Source organism: Leisingera daeponensis DSM 23529 (genome assembly GCF_000473145.1).
Lineage (GTDB): Bacteria > Pseudomonadota > Alphaproteobacteria > Rhodobacterales > Rhodobacteraceae > Leisingera > Leisingera daeponensis.
Genome location: NZ_KI421503.1, coordinates 71821 through 86584, shown reverse-complemented (window position 1 = coordinate 86584; position 14764 = coordinate 71821). Strand labels below are relative to the sequence as shown.

Annotated in this window: 13 protein-coding genes and 1 pseudogene; 12 read left to right on the top strand and 2 right to left on the bottom strand. The window is 63.1% G+C overall.

Annotation, left to right across the window (positions count from 1 at the left end; translation table 11 throughout):
• Positions 1-16 precede the first annotated feature (16 nt).
• Positions 17-1084: a helix-turn-helix domain-containing protein gene (locus DAEP_RS0121810; RefSeq protein WP_007803223.1), complete on the bottom strand. Its 1068-nt coding sequence runs from the start codon at positions 1082-1084 to the stop codon at positions 17-19.
• A 299-nt stretch (positions 1085-1383) separates the two neighbouring features.
• On the opposite strand from DAEP_RS0121810, the gene DAEP_RS0121805 reads away from it, so the two are divergent.
• The 11 genes from DAEP_RS0121805 to DAEP_RS0121755 all read left to right on the top strand — a co-directional run bounded on the left by DAEP_RS0121805 (position 1384) and on the right by DAEP_RS0121755 (position 13538).
• Complete coding sequence (locus DAEP_RS0121805; protein ID WP_027246197.1) at positions 1384-3555, top strand: ParB/RepB/Spo0J family partition protein; 2172 nt, start codon at positions 1384-1386, stop codon at positions 3553-3555.
• A gap of 126 nt (positions 3556-3681) precedes the next feature.
• On the top strand, positions 3682-4062 hold the full coding sequence (locus DAEP_RS0121800) for a DUF3768 domain-containing protein (protein WP_027246196.1): 381 nt from the start codon (positions 3682-3684) through the stop codon (positions 4060-4062).
• A 116-nt stretch (positions 4063-4178) separates the two neighbouring features.
• A complete protein-coding gene (locus DAEP_RS0121795) occupies positions 4179-4451 on the top strand; it encodes a hypothetical protein (protein ID WP_027246195.1) in 273 nt (90 codons plus the stop codon).
• Between the two features lie 103 nt (positions 4452-4554).
• Entirely contained in the window at positions 4555-4938 is a 384-nt protein-coding gene (locus tag DAEP_RS0121790; RefSeq protein ID WP_027246194.1) for a DUF6878 family protein, read from the top strand.
• A gap of 1 nt (position 4939) precedes the next feature.
• Positions 4940-5416, top strand: a complete 477-nt coding sequence (locus DAEP_RS0121785; protein ID WP_027246193.1) for a DUF6915 family protein — start codon at positions 4940-4942, stop codon at positions 5414-5416.
• A gap of 106 nt (positions 5417-5522) precedes the next feature.
• Positions 5523-6167 carry a hypothetical protein gene (locus tag DAEP_RS0121780; protein WP_027246192.1) on the top strand — a complete coding sequence of 215 codons (645 nt, stop codon included), beginning with the start codon at positions 5523-5525 and terminating at the stop codon, positions 6165-6167.
• A 29-nt stretch (positions 6168-6196) separates the two neighbouring features.
• Positions 6197-6469: a type II toxin-antitoxin system ParD family antitoxin gene (locus DAEP_RS0121775; RefSeq protein ID WP_245595147.1), complete on the top strand. Its 273-nt coding sequence runs from the start codon at positions 6197-6199 to the stop codon at positions 6467-6469.
• Positions 6462-6761: a type II toxin-antitoxin system RelE/ParE family toxin gene (locus tag DAEP_RS0121770; RefSeq protein WP_027246190.1), complete on the top strand. Its 300-nt coding sequence runs from the start codon at positions 6462-6464 to the stop codon at positions 6759-6761. The genes DAEP_RS0121775 and DAEP_RS0121770 overlap by 8 nt, the downstream gene beginning before the upstream one ends.
• A gap of 126 nt (positions 6762-6887) precedes the next feature.
• Complete coding sequence (locus DAEP_RS0121765) at positions 6888-11285, top strand: strawberry notch-like NTP hydrolase domain-containing protein (protein ID WP_027246189.1); 4398 nt, start codon at positions 6888-6890, stop codon at positions 11283-11285.
• Positions 11282-12328 carry a DUF7146 domain-containing protein gene (locus tag DAEP_RS0121760; RefSeq protein ID WP_027246188.1) on the top strand — a complete coding sequence of 349 codons (1047 nt, stop codon included), beginning with the start codon at positions 11282-11284 and terminating at the stop codon, positions 12326-12328. The genes DAEP_RS0121765 and DAEP_RS0121760 overlap by 4 nt, the downstream gene beginning before the upstream one ends.
• Before the next feature lie 298 nt (positions 12329-12626).
• Complete coding sequence (locus tag DAEP_RS0121755; RefSeq protein WP_027246187.1) at positions 12627-13538, top strand: DUF2493 domain-containing protein; 912 nt, start codon at positions 12627-12629, stop codon at positions 13536-13538.
• An 81-nt stretch (positions 13539-13619) separates the two neighbouring features.
• On the opposite strand, the gene DAEP_RS23185 is transcribed toward DAEP_RS0121755, so the two are convergent.
• Positions 13620-13985 carry a hypothetical protein gene (locus tag DAEP_RS23185; protein WP_232237211.1) on the bottom strand — a complete coding sequence of 122 codons (366 nt, stop codon included), beginning with the start codon at positions 13983-13985 and terminating at the stop codon, positions 13620-13622.
• 596 nt (positions 13986-14581) lie between these two features.
• Between DAEP_RS23185 and DAEP_RS0121745 the strand changes: the two are divergent.
• Positions 14582-14764: pseudogene (locus tag DAEP_RS0121745) on the top strand (hypothetical protein); the annotation flags it as partial.

Genomic DNA, 14764 nt, shown 5'->3' with positions numbered 1-14764 from the left:
AGACCCACGCTAACCTTCAGTTTGTCGCCTTCCACATCCTGAACCGCCCCTGTCCTGTCACCTCGCGGATCAGACCCCGCTCTTGCATCCATGCAAGGTTGCGCTGAACAGCGGCGCGACTGGCACTCGTCAGGGCCTGGGCCATTGGCGCAGAGACGAGCGGCCATTCGGTCAGCACTGCGCGCAAGGCCGGCGGCGTCCTGCCCGAGAGCAATGTCATTTCGGCTTCCGCCCGCGCCGACCATGCCTCGATATCGTCAAGGTGCCGCACCGCGGTCAGGCACGCGGCTTCCATCCCGTATAGCCAGCGTTCCAGACGTTCGAACGGTGAACCACCGGCTCGTAGTCCCCCTGCCCCGCCCATGGCCAGAGGCGTGAAGACTGCGCCTCTTCCATCGCTGGCCGCGATCCGCGCAGCTGCGACAGCCGCTTCCATACGGTCGTCGTGCTGCCCGAGCCCCGCGAGGCGCCAGAGGTGAAAGCCCGCGCAAGCGCGAGTGATCGGGTGCAGGTCCGTGGCCTGCCCCATCAGATCCAGCCAACCGCTCGCGCGATCCACGAACGGCTCGGTCTCATCACTGATGTTCTCGGGGTCGCGACGGTCGAGGAAGGCGGAAAGGTCCTGCTCCGGTCCCGGTCCACCCGTCAGTCGCCGAATCGCCCATCCGACTCGCGCCAGCGCCGCCGTGTCGTCCTGGACACCGGACAGGCGCAGCGAGATCCAGAGCGCCAGCCGGTCTTGGCTGATGCGGTCACCGGTGTGCCAGCTCAAATCTGCGGCCTCCATCAGCGCAAGCCGATGCCGCCATCCTTCCGGTCCGCGCTTCAACCGGTCGTCCAGCGCGCCGACGCGACCGGCCACACGGGCAAGACGCGCGGCCTGCCCGCCCTCTGCCTTCCGCCATTCGTCGAGGACCTCGGTTTCACGCGGTTCGGCCCGTGGTCCCGGCGGCAAATAGTCCGGCTCGTCGTCCATCGGACCGGGCAGAAACCACAGGTCGTCCTCAGACGCCTGTTCGACCTCCTCAGCATAAATGCCGAGCGCGTCGGATTCATCATACAATGCGGGGGTTCCAGGCCTCATATGCGCAAAATACAGTTATTTTGAGCTTTACCCAAGGGTTTTATCAGAGTGCGTTTGTACACCTTACATAGCACGCGCGCGCGATGGTCCGCGAGACCTCCCTGATCGCGCTCTGCGTATGGAAACCAAGGGCTTTCTGATGAACAGCGCCACAGAGCGCGCCCTTGCATTCATTTACAAACGGTCGATTGTTCACGTGATCCGCATTTGTAAAGAGCCAGAGAAAGGGAAGCCCGGGTGCCGGGCTTGAAAGGATAGAGAGAGGCTCTTCCGGGTCCGGCATGACAAGGACCCTGATCATGGCCAAGACCACGACCCGATCGAAACCCGCCACCAAGAAAAAGACCGAAGGCACCGGACCGGCAACGCCCGACGGCGCCGCCGGCGTCCGGATGATCTCACTCGACCAGTTGGAGCCGAGCCCGCTCAACGTGCGCAAGGTTGCGGCAAGCGCCAGCGATGACGCCGAGCTCCTTGCCAGCATTCGTGAGACAGGCATCAAGCAGAACCTGGTGGTTCATGCTCTGTCTGAGACACGTTTTGCGGTCGATGCTGGCGGCCGCCGCCTCAAGGTGCTGAAGCAGCTCGCACAGGACGGCGTCATTCCCGTTGATCACCCGGTGCCCTGCCTCGTCGAAGATGAGCGCAATGCTGTCCTCACCTCCGCCACGGAAAACCTCCAGCGCGCGGCGATGCACCCGGCCGACCAGTTCGAGGCCTTTGAGGCGATGATCGGCGAGGGGCGCAGTGAAGACGAGATCGCCCTGAAGTTCGGCGTCTCGGTCGACCTGGTGCGCCGCCGGCTTAAGCTTGCCCGTGTCGCGCCGGAAATCATCGAGCAGTTCCGTGCCGGTGATCTGACCCTCGAATGCGTCATGGCCTTCACGTTGACCGACGACCATGATCGCCAGCTTGCGGTCTGGAACGCAGTGAAGGGCGGCTATCACATCCATCCACAGAGCATCAAACGCCAGCTGACCGAGACGGCGCATTCGGCGAACTCGGCCCTCGGGCGCTTTGTTGGCATCGAGGCCTATGAGGTGGCGGGCGGTATTCTGCTACGCGATCTCTTCGACGACCGTGCGAGTGCCCATATGGAAAACCCCGAACTCCTCGAGCGCCTCGCCATTGAGAAACTTCAGGCTGCGGCCAAACCCTTCGAGGCGGCGTGGAAATGGGTCGAAGTGCATCTCTCGGTGGACTACGGCGCGTTTCGCAGTTTCGGGCGGGTCTATCCACAGGATATCGACCCCGATCCGGACCTGCTCGCCGAGGAAGAGCGTCTGATTGCGCGCGAGGAAGAACTGGCGGCGCAGAATGACGGTGAGGATTGGACCGACGCCGAAACCGAGGAATACTACGCCATCGAGCCGCGCCTGCGCGAGATCGAGGCCTTGCAGCGCGAGCGGCAACCTTACGCAGACGAAGACCGCGCTATCGCTGGCGTCGTTCTGACCATCGGTCATGACGGGGCGTTGCGCGTCGAGAAAGGACTCGTGCGACCGGAGGATATTCCCGCTGCGCCGGAACCTGACGAGACCACCGCAGATGCGGATGGCGCCCCCTCCCCTGCCCGCCCACACGTGACGCCGCCGACCTCCTCCACGCCGGTGCCGAGCTCCGACCCGGCCGCGACGTTGCGCAAAGCCGATGGAATTTCGGCGAGCCTTGCTGATGATCTGCGTGCCACGCGTCAGCACATCCTGCGGGCGCATCTGGCGGCGGATTTCGAGGTGGCGTTCGACGCGATGCTCTACGCGCTCTGCGAGGAGGCTATGGGGCGGTCCTACAACAATGAGGCGCTCGATATCTCGATCCGGCCCTTCCAGGCGCAGAACCGCGAGGTTCTGCATGTGGACACCGTCGCCCAGAAGATGCTCGAGGCGCTGGAGCAGGACCTCGCCACCGACTGGATGAAGCTGGAGAAACCCGAGGACTTCCGGGCCATGTCGGTGCTGCCTATTGCCGACAAGCAGGCGCTTTTCGCCTGGGCGACGGGTCTGGCGGTCAAACCGCAGCTCTCCTCCGACAATCGCCCCTCCCCGATCATCGAGGAGATTGGCGCGCGGCTCGATGTCGATGTGGCGGCCTGCTGGCGCCCGACCGCGCAGAACTACTGGGGTCGGGTCAACAAGGGGCATGCGGTGGCCACTGCGCGCAAGCTGATCGGCGACGACTACGCCGAAGATCGTAATCGCGAGCGCAAGGGCGATATCGCGGCCGCGATGGAACGGGCTTTCGCGGAAACGGCGGGCGAGACGGAAGGGTTCAACGCCGCGACGGTTGCAAAGACGACGCGCTGGCTGCCTGACGGGATGGTCTTTGCCGGTGCGACGGAGGCTGACGCCAAAATGACTGGCGATGCGCCCGAGGCCGAGGAAGGCGACGTGCCCGCGGCAGATCCTCTGGCCGAGGCGGAGAGCGATGAACCATCGTCCTTGCCCGCCTTCCTCAGCGGGGATGCGGCCTGACGCAGCAAACACCGATCTGAACCTGACCTGAGCCTTGGGCCGTCCTCACATCGAGGGCGGCCCTTTCCGGCTGACGGGTTGCCTACAGCCGATATCGGATCGGCTGGCCCGTCCTGGAGATATCCCATGACCACCACACTCGATCTCGATCCCGTTCGGGAAGCCGCGCTGATCGCCGCGCAAAACGATGCGTTTCGCCGCTCGATCCTCGGCACGACCCCTGTCGCCGATGCCCCGCAGGGCCAGTTCGTGATGACACGCGGCGTCGCGGCGCTTGGGCCCGACGCCCAACTGGAGCTAACCCGCCGTGTTGCCGCGTTTGACGGGTTCGATGCCGACAGCGACCCGCAGGGTTGGCACGAGATGGGCGTCATCGACCTCGATGGCACAACCGTCTGGTTCAAGGTCGATTTGTACGACGTCGACTACCAATATGGCTCGCCTGAGCCCTCCGATCCCGCGCAAACGCGCCGCGTCCTGACCCTGCTTCTGCCGTCGGAATACTGACGCCCTCCACCCCCAATCGCCGCCCTGGACCGCCCTTGCACAAAGGGCGGTCCTTTCGGGCTGGCGGGTTCCAAGGGGTGCGATGATCGCGTCCGGCCTGCTGCAGGAGACCAGAGATGGCCAAGACACTCGACTACCAGATCACCCTCTATCCCGCGCATCGTGACGGCGCCTTCGTTGTTACCCAGTTCCAAATGCTGGGGAGCTACCCCGAAAAGCGCATCCAGGCCGCTGGCATGGATGACCTGATCGACAAGGTGACGCAGTTCGCAATGGAGCACGGCGAAAGCTGTAGCGCTTCAGTGCGTTGTCTCGCCCCGCGCAAACCTCCGGGGTTCAAGCGCGCGACTGAGAACCTCTATTTCAACCTGGTTGACCGGACGGCTTAAAACCGCGGTGACGCTGCGGCCTGAAGCCCCCCCAAAGGAAACTCCCGGGCGGCCTGGCTGAGCGGGCGCCCTCCCCTTCCTTCAATTCCAAAGGACCAAAGACATGACACAAGCGACTGATTTCTACGCGCAGAAGCTCGAATCCCAGAGACGTGCTGCCGAGCAGCGGGCCGAGACCCGTGCGGCGCTTCTCTCCGAGCTGCGCGCTCTCGGCGTGACCAGCATCGAGGTGCAATACGAAGGCTACGGAGATTCCGGCAACGTTGAGGATGTCGTGGTGACGCCTGATGCGATCACCCTGACGGAGGAGTTGCGACGCCGGGTCGAAGACTTCGGCTGGGATTTTGCCTACGCACTAAGCCCCGGCTTCGAGAACAACGAAGGCGGCTATGGCGAACTGACCTGGGTGCTCGAGGTCGATAAGATCGATGTCAGCCACTCGAACCGCTATGTCGAGACCAACACCACCGAACACGAGGGGCTCTGACATGGCCCATCCTCTCCATCACGCCGAAAGCTCGGCCCGTAAGTTTGGCGGTGTTCCGGATGATTACCAACATGTGCATGATTGGTTCGATGCATCCAAAGAGCACCTGGCCCTCTTCGTTCACAGAGCCTATCGTCATCATACGGCCGGGGTCTATGATGCTCAACGAATTTTCGGCCACAGCCTGATCAACAGCGCGGGCCGGGTCGTCCCGATCCGCTGGATCGGCGAGCAGCATGTGCGCGAGGATTGCCAGGGGCGCATCCCGTCGCTGGCGGACTGGCTCGGGCGCATTCAGCCGGAACCGTGGATGGCCAATGGCCGGATCGACAATGATCCGACGCAGATCGGCAGCGATCCGCGCGCGGCTTGGGTCGCGGCGGTCTCCAATCACCAGACCATTCTCGGCTTCGAGGATTGGCTGCTGAAGGTCTCGGTCGAGCACGTCCAGCATCGCGAGAACCGCGCCGCCGCCTGATCCATGGGGGCAATGACGCCAACGCCCCTCGGAAAGCACTCTGATCGACCCGCTCGAGCCACTACCGGCCGGGCGGGTCAATTTCGTTTCAAGAAAGGACATCGATATGCACGACCCTGTCTATGAGGAGGCCCACCGCGGCCACACCATCAAGATCTACCACGACCCCGACGCTGAGAGCCCGCGGGAGTGGTCCAACCTCGGCACGCTGATTTGTTGGCACCGCCGATACCGCCTGGGTGACAGCCACTCCTTCGACAGCCCCGAGGCGTTCTTGCGCGATCTCTCGGGCATCTCAGCGCAGAGCGACCTTTCGATGGACCAGCTGCGGGACCGCGCCGAACGCAAGTCCGTCCTGCTGCCCGTGTTTCTCTACGACCATTCCGGCCTCGCAATGAACACGATCGGGTTCCATTGCCCGTGGGATTCCGGTCAGGTCGGTTACGTCTATGTGACGCTCGAGGCGGTTCGGAAAGAGTTCGGTGTGAAACGCGTCACCAAGGCGCTGCGCGAGAAGGCTGAAGACATCCTGCGCGGCGAAATCGTCAGCTACGATGCCTATCTCGGCGGCCGGGTCTATGGCTATGTCATCGAGCAGGACGGCGAGGAGATCGATGCCTGCTGGGGTTTTTTAGGGCACTATGAGTTGGACTGCCTGTCCGAGGCACGAGCATTTGTAGACCAAATGAACTTGCGAGAGGCACACTGGCCCGCCGCCGCCGAGCAGGGCGCAAGCCCAGCCCCGAGTTGAAATGCCCGCAATACTCATATATCTTATTCATGCGTATTCCGGAGATGAGAATGGCAAGCACAAGCGTGACACTCGGCCCCCATTGGGATGAATTTATCGCCCTGATGCTGAAAGAAGGCCGATACGGCTCGACTAGCGAGTTGATCCGCGCTTCCTTGCGTCTGATGGAAGAGCAGGAAGGTCAGCGGGCGCGGCTTCGCGTTGCGTTGATGGAGGGCAAGCAATCCGGCTACGCGGGTCCGCTCGATATGGATGAGATCAAGCGCGAGGCGCGGAGCCGCTCCGGCGCTCCTGATGCGTGACATCCATCTCTCCCAGGCCGCAAGATCCGATCTCGTCGACATCTGGGCCGAGACATACCGACAGTGGGGCGCGGCGCAGGCAGACCGCTATCTCGACGACATCGATCGTGCCTTGCAGGGGCTGATCGCCAATCCTCAAATGGGGTCTGACTGCTCTGATCTTCTGCAGGGCGCACGCAAATTGATCACGGGTCGGCACCTGGTTTTCTACGAGGTGGGTCGGGACAGGATATTCGTGATCCGGGTCCTGCATCAATCCATGGACGTGCCGCAACATCTGCGTCCGGCCTGACATCGGACAAACACGCAGCGGGGCTCTGCCATGAAAGAGCAAAAGACAGGACGGGAGGGGTGACCCCTCCCGGGTGAGAGAGTGCGCGCGGGGCTTGGGGCCAACCCTCAACCCCGGAGATTGCCGATGAACGCTCACCCCCATTCCGTCCAGCTTGCAACCGAGCCCGAAGCCCCTGCCCGACGCGAGGCCTCGGGTTTCGCCCAACACCTTATGCAGGTTGCGAGAACCCTCGTCCCCCTGTTCGAGGCAGGCAGGTCCATCGACGCCGCCGCCCTTCGCGCCGCCATGGAAGAGGCCTTCGGCGTCAGCGACACGAGTGGCGCCTGGGTCTGGAAGGACGCCTATGAGGCCGCCGAGACCGCCCAGATCCTGATGCTTTCGCGCTACGGCGCGCTGATGCAGCGCCAGGCACCCTCGCCGCAGGCCTTTCTTTACATGATCGAGCGTCTCGCCGGTCTAGCGCCGTCCCACACGCGGCGCTCTGAGGACAGCGTCCGTCTGCAACAATTCTCAACGCCTTTGCCGCTCGCAGCCATCGTTGCGCAGGCGGCAGGGTTTCGGGCCGAAGATCTGGTGCTGGAGCCCTCTGCGGGCACCGGCATGCTGGCGATCTTTGTACAAATTGCAGGTGCTCCGCTGGCGCTGAATGAGCTTGCGGAAAATCGCCGCGCCTTGCTGGAAAACCTGTTCCCCGGTGCCGTCGTCTCGGATCACGATGCCGCCTCGATCGACGACCGGCTTGATCGCTCGATCATGCCCTCGGTCATCGTGATGAACCCGCCGTTTTCTGCGGCCAACCATGTCGAGGGCCGGTTCCGGCAGGCAACCAGCCAACATGTGCTTTCCGCCCTGGCGCGCCTTGCACCGGGTGGGCGTCTTGTCGTCATCACTGGCGAAAGCTTCCGACCCTCGACGAAATCCTTCCAGTCGACATTCCAGCGGATTGGCCAGAGTGCCGATGTGGTGTTTTCTGCCGCCATCGATGGCAAGGTCTTCGCGCGACATGGCACCACGATCGACACGCGGCTGACCGTGATCGACAAGCGCACGGTCGGCGAACAAGAGAAAGCTCCGGACGACATCGAGGCCGCCTATCATCCGATCTGCGCGACCACGGCCGATCTCCTCGCGTCTGTTCTGACTAACTGCCCGGAGCGCCGCAGCCCCCCGCCCTGCCCTACTAGTTCGGCGTTGTCGGTTCCGTCCAGCCCGACGCGTACGAACCTGCATGCCCTGCGCAATGCCGCCCGCAAGGAAACCCGTGCGCTCGCCGAGGAACGTGCGAGGCATCCGTTCGGCGACATCCAGACGGTCCCGCTCGACTACCTGCCGAAAGCCTGGAGTGAACCCGAGGGCACGCTGCAGGACGCGGTTTACGAGGCCTATGACCTGCAGGCGATCCGGATCGACGGCGCAGCGTTGCACCCGACCGCACTTGTCCAATCCGCCGCCATGGCCTCGGTCCCGCCGCCCGTGCCGACTTATCGTCCCGTCCTGCCGAAGACCCTCGTCGCGGACGGGCATCTTTCCGCGCCGCAGATCGAAAGCGTCATCTACGCGGGCAATGCGCATGAGATGCATCTCAAAGGCTGGTTCAAGCGCGGCGAGATCGAGGGCCAGCTGATGGCGGCGGCCGAGGGTGATGAGGGGGCCTTTCGCCTGCGCAAGGGCTGGTTCCTCGGCGATGGCACAGGCTGCGGCAAGGGGCGGCAGGTCGCGGGCATTATCTTGGATAACTGGCTGCAGGGACGACGCCGGGCGGTCTGGGTCTCGAAGAGCGACAAGCTCATCGAGGATGCCCGGCGCGACTGGATGGCGCTCGGGGGGCGCGAAAGCGATATCGTGCCGCTCTCGAAGTTCCGTCAGGGCGGCGACATCAGGCTGCCCGAAGGCATCCTCTTCGTCACCTATGCCACCCTGCGGTCGGCTGAACGCGAGGGCAAAGCCTCCCGCCTCGATCAGGTGACGTCCTGGCTCGGCGAAGGGTTCGACGGTGTCATCGCCTTCGACGAAAGCCACGCCATGGCGAATGCTGCCGGCGAAAAGTCCGACCGCGGCGACAAGAAGGCGTCCCAACAGGGCCTCGCTGGCCTCGCGCTGCAGAACGCCATGCCCGACGCCCGCGTGCTCTACGTCTCGGCCACCGGCGCGACGGTTGTCGGCAATCTCGCCTATGCTTCGCGACTTGGCCTTTGGGGCACTGGCGATTTCCCCTTCGTGACGCGGGCAGAATTTGTCGCCGCGATGGAGGCTGGGGGCATTGCCGCCATGGAGATGATCTCGCGCGACCTGAAGGCGCTCGGGCTCTATCTCGCGCGGTCCCTCTCTTATGCCGGGGTCGAATACGAGATGCTGGTGCATGAGCTGACCCCCGCTCAGGTCGCGATCTATGACAGCTACGCCGATGCCTACCAGATCATCCACAACAACCTTGAGGCCGCCCTTCAGGCCTCAGGCATTTCGTCTGAGACGGGCACGCTGAACCCCCAAGCGAAGTCTGCCGCGCGTTCGGCTTTCGAGAGCAACAAGCAGCGCTTCTTTAATCATCTCATCACCGCCATGAAATGCCCCTCGCTGATCCGCGCCATCGAGGCGGATCTGACGGCGAGTCATTCGGCAGTCATTCAGGTGGTGTCGACCAGCGAGGCGGTCATGGAACGCCGCCTCGAGGATATCCCGCCTTCGGACTGGGACGACCTGCAGGTCGATTTTACGCCCAGGGAGAACATCATGGACTACCTGATGCACAGCTTCCCGACGCAGCTCTTCGAGCCCTACACCGACGAGAATGGCGATCTGCGCTCCCGCCCTGCCCTCGATGGCGACGGCAATCCGATTATCTGCCGTGAGGCGGAGCGGCGACGGGATGATCTTGTCGAGCATCTTGGGGCCCTCGCCCCGGTGCAGGGCGCGCTCGACCAGATCCTCTGGCATTTCGGCGGGGATGCGGTCGCCGAGGTCACCGGACGCAAGCGGCGCATCGTGAAGACGCGCGAAGGGCGGCTTAAGGTCGAGAACCGCCCCGCCTCCTCCAACCTCGGCGAAACCCAGGCCTTCTTGGATGATGCCAAGCGCATCCTGATTTTTTCCGATGCCGGGGGCACCGGGCGCAGCTACCACGCCGATCTGGGGGCCAAGAACCAGCGCCTCCGGGTGCATTACCTGCTTGAGCCCGGTTGGAAGGCCGACAATGCGATCCAGGGGCTGGGGCGCACCAACCGCACCAACCAAGCGCAGCCGCCGCTCTTCCGCCCCGTCGCGACCAATGTGAAAGGTGAGAAGCGGTTTCTCTCTACCATCGCGCGCCGCCTCGACACGCTTGGTGCCATTACCAAGGGGCAACGCGAGACCGGCGGGCAGAACATGTTTCGCGCCGAGGACAACCTTGAGAGCCCCTACGCGCGCGCGGCGCTGCGGCAGTTCTTCTACAAGCTGCGCGCGGGCAAGATCGACGCCTGTTCTTACGCGAAGTTCCAGGAGATGACCGGGCTGACGCTCGATGAGGCGGATGGCACGATGAAGGAAAACCTGCCGCCGATACAGCAGTTCCTGAACCGTTGCCTCGCTCTCCGCATCGACATGCAGGACGCGATTTTTGAGGCTTTCGGCGGGTTCCTCTCGGCCATCATTGAAGATGCGCGCCAGGCGGGCACGCTGGACGTCGGGCTAGAGACCCTGCGCGCCGAGAAATTCGACATTGTCGACCGCAAGGTCATCTTCGAGCATGAGGCGACGGGGGCGACGGCGACCGCCCTGACCGTTGAGCGGACCGATCGCAACGACCCGCTCACCCTGCCCCGCGTCAAGACTATTTGCTCCGATACGAAGGGTGCGACGCTGTGCTGGAACAAGACTTCCAAACGCGCGGCGCTGATGGTGAAGGCGCCGGCCTTCATGGATGAGGACGGCGTGCCGATCCTGCGGGTGAAGCTCCTGCGACCGATGACAACCGAAATCCTCGCCGCCACCGAGTTTTCGAAATCGCACTGGGAAGAGGTCGACGATGCGATGTTCGAACAGCTCTGGCAGGCCGAGGTCGAGGCGGTGCCAGAGTTCACCATCTCGAAAATCACCCTGATCTGCGGGCTTCTTCTGCCAATCTGGGACCGGCTGCCCGCTGAGAACATGCGCATCTATCGCTTGCAGACTGAAGATGGGGAACGCGCTATTGGGCGTCTGGTCAGCCAGGAGCAGCTTCTCAATGTCTACGCGCGGCTCGGGCTCGATTGCCAGATCGAGATGACGCCGCAGGAAGTGCTCAGCGCAGTGATGGAGGCGAAGACGACCCTCAGCCTGCTCGGGGGCTACCAGCTGCGGCGGTCGCTGGTCATGGGACAGCCGAGGCTCGAACTCATTGGGGGGTCAAGCGCGGCCCTGCCCTCTCTGAAGGCCATGGGCTGTTTCACCGAGGTGATCCAATGGAAGACGCGGGTGTTCATCCCGGTGGATGGCATCGAGGTGCTGGCGCGGGTTCTCGCGGTGCATCCTGTTGGTGCCAGCGCAGCGGATACGGCGGCATGAGCGCGCAGCGCAGCATCGCAGACCTCTCGGCCGATCTTGCGAACCGGGTCGAGAGTTTCTGCCGCCAGTATTTCCCCGACGGACGCAAGCAGGGCAACTATTGGCAGGTCGGCGATACCTCTGGTGCCAAGGGGCAGAGCCTCGCCATCCGGCTGCAAGCGCAGGGTGGTCGTAAAGCCGGATCCTGGCAAGATTTCGCGACGGGGCAATATGGCGATCTGATCGATCTGCTGCATGAACGGCTCGGGTCGGTCACGCTTAAGGAAACGCTGAGGGAGGCCCGGTCCTTCCTCGGTGAATCGCCCTGCCCCGCCGTCCCGCACGCGGCCCGAAAGGCTGAGCGCCCGGATGCTGCCTCCGAAAAACGCATCGCGCGGGCGCGGAAGCTCTTTGCCGCCGGCAAGCCGGTGCTCGGCACATTGGCCGCCACCTATCTGCAGAGGCGCGGGATCACACGGCTCGGCCCGGCCCTCCGCTATCACCCCCGGGTCTTTCTGCGGCAAGGCGAGGATGAGAACGCTCCGCCGCAAAAGGCCCCTGCCCTGCTCGCGAAGATCACCGACAATCGGGGTCAGATCACCGGCTGTGCGCGCACATATCTGGACCCGTCGACCGGCGGTTTGGCCGCGATCGAGAGCCCGAAACGGATCCTGGGGCAGCTGCACGGCCATGCCATCCGTTTCTGGTCCGGTACGGGCCGCTCCGACCTCATCGTCGGCGAAGGTCTCGAGAATACCCTTTCGGTCGGCATTGCCCTCCCTGAGTTCGACCTCGCCTCCTGTCTCACCGCCACCCATCTCGGTCTCTTCATCCCGCCGCCGGGGATCAAGCGTATCTGGATAGCGCGGGACAATGACGAAGTTGGACGGAACGCATCCATGAGATTGCGTAACCATCTGGAATCGCTTGGAATTGCTGGTGGTGATCTTGTACCGCAGTTGGACGATTTCAACGACGATCTGTGGGCATTTGGCAGAGATGCGCTGCGCCGGTCCCTGCTCAAGGCCATGAAAGAGCAAGGTCTGAAGGTCGAGGACGAGTGACAGCCAACCTCCTCTCGGATGCCTGACAGAGCAAAGGTTCCGCCGGTTAGATCTGATCCCGTTTGGATAAGGGGAGCGATGGACCGGCGGGTCGGGGCTGAGCGCCCCTCGCCCGGGCAGCAATGCGCCGCTACCCGGAAAATTCCCCTGCCCCTTCGGGCCATTCCTCGCGGGACCAATTTTCCGGCCCGCGGCGCATTCTCCGCTTTGCTCCGATCCTGACGGATGCGGCCCGGTCGCCGCCGGTCCTGGTATCGCCCCATCCAAATCGGGTCAGATCAAACAGAGGAACCAGACCATGCCCCATCAGACAGACATCCAAGAGGAGACCGGCGTGACCTCCGCCATCCTCGACCACCTCGCACTTCACGGCGCAACGCCCGGGCCCGGCGAGACCGATCATCGCCCCCTGCCCCAGCCCGACGAGGTCGAGCTCGCCATAGCGACGCTCTTTGACACCACCATCGGCCTCCTCACCGGCAGCCAGTTGGAAGACAATCTCGAAGAGATGCTCTGGTCCCTCACCTCGATCTTCCATCGCCGGCTCACCCATATCCAGAAGCTCCTCGACGACAACGAATTCGAGGTTCGGGAAAGTCTGGCCAACCAGGACGGTTCCGAGGTCTCCTCGGTCGAACTCGAGCGCCTCCAAATGATTGGGCTGAAGCTCTGGGACCATCGTGACGCTTTCGAGCAGATGCGCGATCTGGCCGTGGAGCATTTCTCGGCCACCACCGGCTCGCCCTGGCTGCCCCGCACGGGATCGAAGGTCTCGCATCGCGGTCTCACTTCCGCCGTGGTGGACAGCCGTGCCTATCTTTCGGCCAAGCGGCGCAAGGAGACCGAAGTGCACTGCCCCGAAGGCACGCGGATCGCCTTCTCGGGCGGGGACTATCAGGCCTACGACCTGATCTGGTCCGTGCTCGATGCCACCCATGCGAAATACCCTGACATGGTGCTCTTGCATGGCGGTACGCCCAAGGGTGCCGAGATGATCGCCGCCCGTTGGGCAGATACCCGTGGTGTCACCCAGGTGGTCTTCAAGCCCGACTGGAAAAGCCACGGCAAGGCCGCTCCCTTCAAGCGCAACGACAAGATGCTCGAGACGATGCCGCAGGGTCTGATCGCCACCCCCGGTTCGGGCATCACCGAAAACATCGTCGACAAGGCCCGCAAGCTCGGGATTCGCATCAAGAGGATCGGGGCTTAGGCCCCGGTTCTACCATGACATCAGTCTGAGCGCCCTGTGCGGTTCGCTCAATGATTTCACAGTTCTGCGTGATTTGGTCTGTCAGACTGCTGAGTGTGTGGATGAGTGTTTCAAGCTGGTCGCTGTAGCGGGACTTCCTAAAGCCTCATGGCGCTCACGTCGTCCAGCGATCAGCGGGATGTTCGCCGAAAGGCAGCCCATGTCGGCCAGGAAACTGACCAATCCGACGATCGTCTTAAACTTGCGCAATTTGAAGACGCTACGGCTCGTGACAAGCATCTTCGCATCCTTGCCATCCTTCGTCACCGCGTGCACGACCCAGGAGCCATACCAACTGTTGTGGCGCTTCTCGGCGGTCTGGTTGCAGATCACCTCAATGAGGTAGCCATCTGAGAGCAGATTGCGCAGGCCATCCTCGGTGACCACATTCGGTGTTGCGCCATCCAACAGCTTATCCCCTTCACATGTGACGAGACGCAACAGAATTTGAGCAGGCCCGAGCTTTTGCCTGATCTTCCGAGTCGCATGCGTCGTTGCTCAGTTTCGCGATGCCATACGGGACATCCTCGAAGTTCGCAACGCGGCCGGGATTGAAGCCTTCGGGGACAGATACGCGTGTCCTCGCCCTGGCATTTCATCTTCTCCAGCCTGTCAGATCACTTTCTGCTTGAGGCCCCTGGGTGACTCGACCGAGGAACTGAACACGGGCCGGTGTTGCGTTGCGACGGGTCGTGGTGTGTATCGAAAGATCAGGTGTGACTGTGCAAGGATCGCTTCTGCATTCTCGGCTGTCGGCTGTTCACCACCTTCCTTCATGGCCACTGCACTTCTCCGGGTGTCTGAGTTGCATGACATGCTGGTCGCAGCTGTCGTCCCGTCCACAAAGGTTGTCGCCGATCTTTTTCCCCTGCCCCTGCGGGTCATTCCGCGCGGAGCAAAAAGAACGGCTCCTGCCCCTCTCCGCTGCGCTTCGCCTTCGGTGTGGCCGGGCCTTGGCCAGCTGCAAGGTGACCACCATTGCAACGCAAACAAGGAGAAGAGCAATGACCACGAACTGCATCAAATTCACCAGCGCCGACATCGAAACCGCCAAGGGCATCGGCTCCATCTCGACCCTGACTTTTGATCTCGACATCACGGTCGAACCCGTCGCGAGCGCGAACCCGATGGCGCCCACGCACCGCGTCCTCGGCCGCTCCCCGCGCGGCAAGCTGGTCGAGTGCGGC

Coding starts and splice junctions, on each gene's coding strand:
- DAEP_RS0121800 (WP_027246196.1), top strand. CDS start 3,682: ATGACCACCACACTCGATCTCGATCCCGTTCGGGAAGCCGCGCTGATC.
- DAEP_RS0121795 (WP_027246195.1), top strand. CDS start 4,179: ATGGCCAAGACACTCGACTACCAGATCACCCTCTATCCCGCGCATCGT.
- DAEP_RS0121770 (WP_027246190.1), top strand. CDS start 6,462: ATGCGTGACATCCATCTCTCCCAGGCCGCAAGATCCGATCTCGTCGAC.
- DAEP_RS0121765 (WP_027246189.1), top strand. CDS start 6,888: ATGAACGCTCACCCCCATTCCGTCCAGCTTGCAACCGAGCCCGAAGCC.
- DAEP_RS0121760 (WP_027246188.1), top strand. CDS start 11,282: ATGAGCGCGCAGCGCAGCATCGCAGACCTCTCGGCCGATCTTGCGAAC.
- DAEP_RS0121785 (WP_027246193.1), top strand. CDS start 4,940: ATGGCCCATCCTCTCCATCACGCCGAAAGCTCGGCCCGTAAGTTTGGC.
- DAEP_RS0121790 (WP_027246194.1), top strand. CDS start 4,555: ATGACACAAGCGACTGATTTCTACGCGCAGAAGCTCGAATCCCAGAGA.
- DAEP_RS0121810 (WP_007803223.1), bottom strand. CDS start 1,084: ATGAGGCCTGGAACCCCCGCATTGTATGATGAATCCGACGCGCTCGGC.
- DAEP_RS0121775 (WP_245595147.1), top strand. CDS start 6,197: ATGCGTATTCCGGAGATGAGAATGGCAAGCACAAGCGTGACACTCGGC.
- DAEP_RS0121755 (WP_027246187.1), top strand. CDS start 12,627: ATGCCCCATCAGACAGACATCCAAGAGGAGACCGGCGTGACCTCCGCC.
- DAEP_RS0121780 (WP_027246192.1), top strand. CDS start 5,523: ATGCACGACCCTGTCTATGAGGAGGCCCACCGCGGCCACACCATCAAG.
- DAEP_RS0121805 (WP_027246197.1), top strand. CDS start 1,384: ATGGCCAAGACCACGACCCGATCGAAACCCGCCACCAAGAAAAAGACC.